The organism is Bartonella sp. M0192 (assembly GCF_016102305.1).
Taxonomy (GTDB): domain Bacteria; phylum Pseudomonadota; class Alphaproteobacteria; order Rhizobiales; family Rhizobiaceae; genus Bartonella; species Bartonella apihabitans.
The window spans coordinates 1574283-1581887 of the sequence record NZ_JACFOU010000001.1 but is presented as its reverse complement, the minus strand read 5'-3'; the positions used below and the strand labels follow the sequence as shown (position 1 = coordinate 1581887).

At 45.8% G+C, this 7605-nt stretch carries 5 protein-coding genes; 2 read left to right on the top strand and 3 right to left on the bottom strand.

From position 1 onward, the window contains the following. Positions 1 to 193: 193 nt before the first annotated feature. Positions 194 to 808: an invasion associated locus B family protein gene (locus H3S82_RS06935; RefSeq protein WP_077971483.1), complete on the bottom strand. Its 615-nt coding sequence runs from the start codon at positions 806 to 808 to the stop codon at positions 194 to 196. Positions 809 to 1172: 364 nt separating this feature from the next. Between H3S82_RS06935 and H3S82_RS06930 the strand changes: the two genes are divergently transcribed. Together H3S82_RS06930 and H3S82_RS06925 are read left to right on the top strand one after the other, a co-directional pair. Continuing rightward, a complete protein-coding gene (locus H3S82_RS06930; protein WP_370541279.1) occupies positions 1173 to 2957 on the top strand; it encodes an extracellular solute-binding protein in 1785 nt (594 codons plus the stop codon). 12 nt (positions 2958 to 2969) lie between these two features. Next, entirely contained in the window at positions 2970 to 3644 is a 675-nt protein-coding gene (locus H3S82_RS06925; protein ID WP_198232066.1) for a DsbA family oxidoreductase, read from the top strand. Positions 3645 to 3768: 124 nt separating this feature from the next. Here H3S82_RS06925 and mfd read toward each other — a convergent pair whose 3' ends face one another. Together mfd and H3S82_RS06915 are read right to left on the bottom strand one after the other, a co-directional pair. Beyond that, positions 3769 to 7272, bottom strand: a complete 3504-nt coding sequence (gene mfd, locus H3S82_RS06920) for a transcription-repair coupling factor (protein ID WP_198232067.1) — start codon at positions 7270 to 7272, stop codon at positions 3769 to 3771. Between the two features lie 3 nt (positions 7273 to 7275). Next, positions 7276 to 7569 carry a succinate dehydrogenase assembly factor 2 gene (locus H3S82_RS06915; protein ID WP_075870685.1) on the bottom strand — a complete coding sequence of 98 codons (294 nt, stop codon included), beginning with the start codon at positions 7567 to 7569 and terminating at the stop codon, positions 7276 to 7278. Positions 7570 to 7605 lie beyond the last annotated feature (36 nt).

The following is a 7605-nucleotide window of genomic DNA, read 5'->3' as shown; positions in this document are numbered from 1 at the left end:
TTGAGGCTTTGAGGCTTTGAGGCTTTGAGGCTTTGAGGCTTTGAGGCTTTGAGGCTTTGAGGCTTTGAGGCTTTGAGGCTTTGAGGCTTTGAGGTAAACTTGAATTGGTTATCTATTGGTTAAATAACCTATTTTTTCGGATAAAATAAAAGGCCGCAAGCGGCCTTCTATTATTTGAATACTGATTGAAGCATCAATTGCCGGACTTGGCTTTTTCCTGTTCGGCGCGCATTTTGTCTTCAAACTGCTTTTCCTTGGCCTGAACGGCTTTCTGGAGCTTCATCTGCTCAGCTTCAAAATCTTTTTCCTGCATACCAGGACCAGTATAGGCAGCACTGAAACCGTCTAGTGAAATTTCAATCGGGTTAGGAGTGCCGCGGAAGTTGATGGTTGTTACCACCAATTTCTGACCGGTCTTCATAGCATTGATGAGCTTGTCATCAAATGTATCATTGGCAATGCAGCTCGGGCCGTTGCAGATAACATACGGTATCTTCTTCACAGGGCCATCACCGACCTGAATGTGAACGCCTTCAGGAATAAAACGGCCTGTCGGTACCTGAATACCGATACGCTTTTCGTTCTGCTTTCCTTTGACCTCAACCAAATTTACAGCCGTCAGCGGTTGTCCGGTGTTGGAAACAACGGTATTCATTGTGTTACAAACATCAACATCCTGTTGCTTGCTGCAAACCTTATACCACCCCTGAGGCATGCCCTGAGCATTGGCGATGCTATGTGACGCAACGAGTAGAGCAGCAGCGCCAGCCAATGCGGAAATAGCAGCGTAGGTTCTTTTATGGGACATGATCAGGCAAATCCTTTCAATGCGCAAATAAATAATCCCGAAAGGTAAATATCAACCTCTTTAATAACAGCTCTACGCAGAATTAGGGCAACAGGATGACGTTTCCTTCCTTTACAGCCGCATTTACACAAGATTAATCAAAAAATCCAGCGTTAGAAGCGAACAAATTATAAATTGCACCGATCTTTGTGTTTTTCCAATCACACTCCATTTAATGAATAGCGGTTAAAAATGGTGTTTTTTCTTGTAATTGATTATAAATCACACCCAAATAGTCGCTGACAGGTTAAAACTGGGCGAATCGGAATTATTCGGCTCCCAAGGGTTTCACATGAACATTGTCTATAAACTCGGTCTGTTCTTTATGATTCTCTGTTTGAGTTTCGGGCAAAATTGTCAGGCAAACGAAAACGGAATAGCAATGCACGGAACGCCCGCTTTACGTGCCGGTTTCGATCACTTTCCCTATGCCAATCCCGATGCTCCCAAAGGTGGCAAGATCACATACGGAGTGGTCGGTACATTTGACGGACTCAATCCTTTTGTTATTCGCAGTTTCCGGACAACTGCACGCGGTTTGTTTGCCGACGAGCAATTTGGCGGTCTCGTTTACGAAAGTTTGATGGTTCGTACGCGTGATGAACCATTTACGCTTTACGGTTTAATTGCTGATAACGTTATTTTGAATGACGATCGTACCGAAATCACATTTCATCTCAATCCCAAGGCCAGATTTTCTGACGGTACTGCAATTACGGCAGACGATGTCTTATTTACAGTCGATCTCTTAAAAAATAAGGGACGACCACCTTTCGACCGCTATATGAAGCGTATCGAACATATTGAAAAGCTCGACGAGCAGACAGTAAAAATGGAATTTCCACATTCGAAAGATCGTGAATTTCCTTTTATTTTGGCAAGCAGCATGCCTGTTCTTCCAAAACATGCAATCGACGTAGAAAATTTCGAAAAAAATGGTCTTACCCCAATTCCGGGAAGCGGCCCCTATATCATCTCCCATATTGATGCAGGCGAGCGCATAATTTACGAACGTGACCCCAATTATTGGGGAAAAGATTTGCCAGTAAACCGCGGTTTGAACAACTTTGATACGGTTCAGATCGAATATTTCCGTAATGACAATACCCGTTTCGAGGCTTTCAAAAAGGGGATTTTGGACGTTTTTCTTGAAGAACCGGCCAATCCGAACCGCTGGCGGTTGTCCTACAATTTTCCGGCTGTGCATCATGGCGACGTTATCAAAGAAAGTTTTAAAAAAGGAACACCGGCCGATATGATTGGCTTCGTGTTCAATACCAGAAAGCCTATTTTTAAAGATCGTAAAGTAAGGCAGGCACTTTCGCTTGTGTTTGACTTTGAATGGGTCAATCATAATCTCTTTAACGATGTCTATAGCCGCACGGAAGGTTTCTGGTGTGGGTCGACACTTTCTGCCGTGGGACGGCCGGCGTCAGACAAAGAAAAACAACTTTTAAGCCCCTACCCCGATGCTGTTTTACCCGAGGTCATGGACGGAACATGGCATAATATAAAAACCGACGGTTCCGGCATTGATCGGGCCTCTGCCGAAAAAGCTTGGCAGTTACTGAAAGAAGCCGGTTATAAACTGCAAAATCGGCAAGCAATTGGCCCGGACGGTCAACCGCTTCACTTTGAAATTATGACCCAGTCGTTGGAAGAGGAAAAAATCGCACTTGCCTATCAGCGTTCACTTGAGAGAATTGGTGTCAAGGTGGACGTGCGAACAGTTGATGATACACAATATCAAAACCGGTTAACCTCTTTTGACTACGACATGATTGTCGGGAAATTAAAAGCGTCACTCTCGCCCGGTAATGAGCAGCTCAATCGTTGGGGCTCTTCTTCCCGCGACCTTGAAGGTAGTTTCAATTTTTCCGGAACATCCGATCCGGCAATTGATGCTATGATTTCAGCTTTGCTCGATGCCCGCTCGAATGAAGATTTTACGGCAGCCGTCAGAGCTCTTGATCGTGTACTCATCTCGGGGAGTTACTATCTTCCGCTTTATCATTTGCCCGACCAATGGGTTGCACATTGGTCGCGTATAGAATATCCGGCCTATACCCCGCTTTATGGATATCGCTTGCCGGCCTGGTGGCATCGCTAGAGGAAAAATACAGTGAGTTCTCCAATAATTTTTATCAATATGATCTCGGATCTCGTTTGCCCTTGGTGTTTCATTGGACGCAAGAGACTTTTCAAAGCAATAGCAGCACTACCGGAAATCACGATAAAACTGTCATGGACGCCGTTCCAACTTTATCCTAATATGAAGCCAGAAGGCATTCCCTATCCAATTCATATGAAGAAAGTCCTAGGCAACCAGAACGCAATTGACGAAACCGAACGGACATTACTCGACCTTGGCAAACAGGAAGATATCGAATTCGATTTTGCCGCAATCAAAACAGAGCCTAATTCCCTTGATGCCCACCGCGTGGTTTATTGGGCGTCTCAGGACAAAAAAGGTATACAGCAGAAGCTCATTGCCGAAATGTTTTCCCGCTTTTTCGAACAGGGCCAGAATATTGGTGATCACGCTATATTGGTTGACGCAGCAAAAAGCGTGGGAATGCGTTCCGACGTTGTCGAAAAATTGCTTGAAACCGACATTGATAAAGATACCATCAAACAGGACAGCGCACATTCCTATTATATCGGTGTACGTGGTGTGCCATCATTTATTATCGACAAAAAATATGTGGTCATGGGCGCGCAACCAACCGAGGTTTTAATCGACACCATTGAACAAATTGCCGACGGCTATGAACCGGGAGCAAGTGAAGATCGATAAAATCGGGTTAGGTTGTAATCCTACAAGTCGTTTTAATTAAAATAAAATTCAAAAACATTTTAATGCGGGATCAACAGCACCGTCAAATCACGGTTGAAACAGCTTTCGAATGAAGACGCAAAGTCTATTTCTTTGCGCCTTCTTTAGAAAGTTTTACGAGTTGTGTCATGACGGTAGCAGCGCCGTTCAAACGCTGATCGGCATTCGGCCAATCACGAATAAAGACAACGCTTTGGTCAGGACGTATTTTGGCCATGCTTCCCTGCTCGCCAATCCATTTGATGAGTCCGACACCGTTGGCAAAGTTGTTTTCTCTGAACTGGATAACAACGCCTTTCGGACCGGCATCCAGTTTTTCAACATTGGCTTGCCGACATAGAGCCTTGATATAAACGACTTTGAGCAAGTGCTGTACAGGAACAGGTAAGGGACCGAACCTGTCAATCAGTTCGGCACCAAAAGCATCAATATCACCCAAATCTTCGATTTCTGCGAGCCGGCGATAAAGCGAAAGGCGCAATGGAAGGTCGGGAACATAATTATCCGGTATCATAACCGCTGTCCCTACCGAAATCTGCGGCGACCATTGGCTTTCACTCACAGCCGTACCGTCTTTCAATTCGGCAACCGCTTCTTCCAACATTTGTTGATAAAGTTCGAAACCAACCTCTTTGATATGCCCTGATTGTTCTTCGCCAAGAAGGTTGCCGGCACCCCTTATATCCATGTCATGACTTGCAAGCTGGAAACCTGCTCCAAGACTATCAAGGGATTGCAATACTTTAAGGCGGCGGTCCGCACCCGGTGTCAAAATTTTCTGGTTGGGAAGCGTGAACAAAGCATAGGCTCTTTGCTTTGAACGCCCTACCCGCCCGCGTAACTGATAAAGAGCGGCAAGACCGAACATATCGGCACGATGGACGATCAATGTATTGGCCGAAGGAATATCAAGACCGGATTCAACGATACTGGTTGAAAGCAACACGTCATATTGCCCGTCATAAAAGGCATTCATAATATCATCAAGCTGACCTGGCGGCATTTGCCCATGAGCTGCTGTGACTTTCAGTTCGGGAACGTGGTTGGCAAGAAATTCCTGAACAACTTTCAAATCCGAAATTCGCGGACAAACATAGAAGCTCTGACCCCCGCGATAATGTTCACGCATCAATGTTTCGCGCACGATCAATGGATCAAATGGCGAAACAAAGGTTCTCACTGCCATACGATCAACCGGTGGCGTTGTAATAAGGGATAACTCTCTGACACCTGTCAAAGCCAGTTGTAGAGTACGCGGAATCGGAGTTGCCGAAAGGGTGAGCACATGAATATCTGTCTTCAGTTCTTTCAGACGTTCTTTCTGTTTAACGCCAAAGTTCTGTTCCTCATCCACAACCAACAAGCCAAGCCGTGAAAACTGCATAGTCGACCCAAGCAATGCGTGCGTTCCGATAACAATATCAACTGTACCTTCACGCACACCATTTTTAACGGCTGCAAGCTCTTTGGCTCCGACAAGTCTTGAGGCTTGTCCGATTTTTACAGGTAATCCCTGAAAGCGGGCTTGGAACGTTTTATAATGCTGGCGCGCCAAAAGCGTTGTCGGCACCACAACGGCAACCTGATAACCATTTAATGCAGCAACAAATGCGGCTCTGATTGCAACTTCTGTCTTGCCGAATCCGACATCACCACAAATCAGCCGATCCATCGGTTTTCCGGCTGCAAGATCGCCAAGGACCGCATCAATAGCACGCAATTGGTCATCCGTTTCATCATAGGGAAAACGGGCAACAAATTCGTCATAGCTACCGGTCGGCGGTACAAGAACGGGTGCATTGCGCATCTCGCGCTCGGCCGCGATGTGAATGAGATGACCGGCAATTTCGAGCAAACGTTTTTTAAGTTTTGCTTTTCTTGCCTGCCATGCAACGCCGCCTAGTTTATCGAGAACAACATTTGTTCCCTCACCGCCGTAACGTGACAAAAGTTCGATATTTTCAACAGGAAGAAAAAGCCGGTCTTCATCGGCATAGTGAATTTCCAGACAATCTCTAGGAACTCCGGCTGCAGTAATCGTCTTCAAGCCAACAAAACGACCAATACCGTGATCAACGTGAACAACAATATCTCCGCTGTTCAATGTGGTCATATCCGAAATGAAATCGGCATTGCGTTTGCGCCGCCGTGCAGAGCGCACAAGCCGGTCACCTAATATATCCTGCTCGGCAACAACAACCAGATCGTCTGCAACAAATCCGTGTTCGACAGTTACCACTGCTGCAGTGATATGATCGCGTGGTGTGACTTTTACGGAATGAAGAGATGTAACCTTCTCTATTCCTTTAAGACCATGTTCATCAAGCACCTGTAACAGGCGCTCCAACGATCCTTCACTCCAGCCGGTAAGGAGCACCTTGTGACCCTTCGAGCGGAGTTCCGCAACATGATCGACAACGCTTTCAAATAAATTCTTGTTTTCGGAGGTGCGTTCTTCAACAAAATCCCGCCCGATCGTAACATTGCTATGAAGGACCAGATGACCTGACGATTCCGGTTTGTTAAACGGCGTAAGGTCAATCCGGTGTCGCACTTTTTCAGACAATGAAGCAATATCTTCAGGCGTCAGATAGAGCTCTGCCGGTTTTACCGGATTATATGGTGTCGAAGAGTCTTTCGGGTCGTGTTGTTCCAAGCGGGCCTCATAATAATCTTCGATAAGCTTATTACGCTCGACCATTGCCTCTTCGGCAAGATGATCAAACACGACTGGAATATCACCAATATAATCAAATATCGTATCAAGATGATCGTAAAAAAGCGGCAGCCAATGTTCCATTCCGGAAAACCTTCGGCCTTCCGAAATTGCTTCATAAAGCGCATCATTCGGACTGGCTGCGCCGAAAGATCTGATATAATTTGTGCGGAATTTGCTAATCAATTCGGGCGTTAAAGTTATCTCGCTCATCGGCTCCAGCGAGAATTCTTTGAGCGTTTTCGTTGTTCTTTGGCTTGCCGGATCAAACGCACGTACTGTTTCAAGCGTATCACCAAAAAAATCCAGTCTTACTGGTGCATCACTTCCCGGTGCAAACAAATCGACAATTCCGCCTCTCACAGCAAAGTCGCCAATTTCACGCACGCTCGACACCCGTTCGAAACCATTATGCTCGAGGTGATGAACAAGTTTGTCCATGTCGAGGCTTTGGCCTGGTTTCGCCGTAATCGATTGGCCTTCAACCATGGAACGCGGAGGCAGCTTCTGCATAATTGCATTGGCAGTAGTCAGGATAATTGCCGGATGAGGGTTTCTTAACAGAGCAGAAATATTTGTAAGCGCTGACATCCGCTTTGCCGAAATTGCAGGATTTGGCGAAACACGGTCATAGGGAAGACAATCCCATGAAGGCAGCTGAACAACCGGCATTTGCGGCTCGATAAAACTTAAAGCATGCGTCAAATCATCAAGTTTCTGCCCTTCACGTGCGATATACAGAATTGGCCCCTTACCGCCGATTTCAGCCGCAATTTTATATATCGCAAATGGTTCGTATCCGGAGACGACACCATCAAAACTCAGATATTGTGGTAAATTTTCAGTAGCGAAGTTTTTTTTGAATATCGACATAACTTAAGCGTTAAAATCCATGCGCGTGCGGTAATCGAGAATATCGCGAAAAAGCGGCGAATCGACATCATAGGGCACAGGCACTTCACCTGTTACCCAGGTCAATAAATCCCTGTCTTCAAAGGACATGATATATTCAAGCTCATCCATGGCTTTTTCATCGAGCTTCATAATATGGGCATCGACATATTGTCCGAAGACCAGATCCATTTCACGGATTCCGCGATGCCATGCTCGAAACACAAGCCGGCGTTGTCTTGCATTGAGCTTACTGTTATCGACTTTCGAGCCTGTCATCACATCCTCCGGTTCAACACAATATGGGCATTTGTT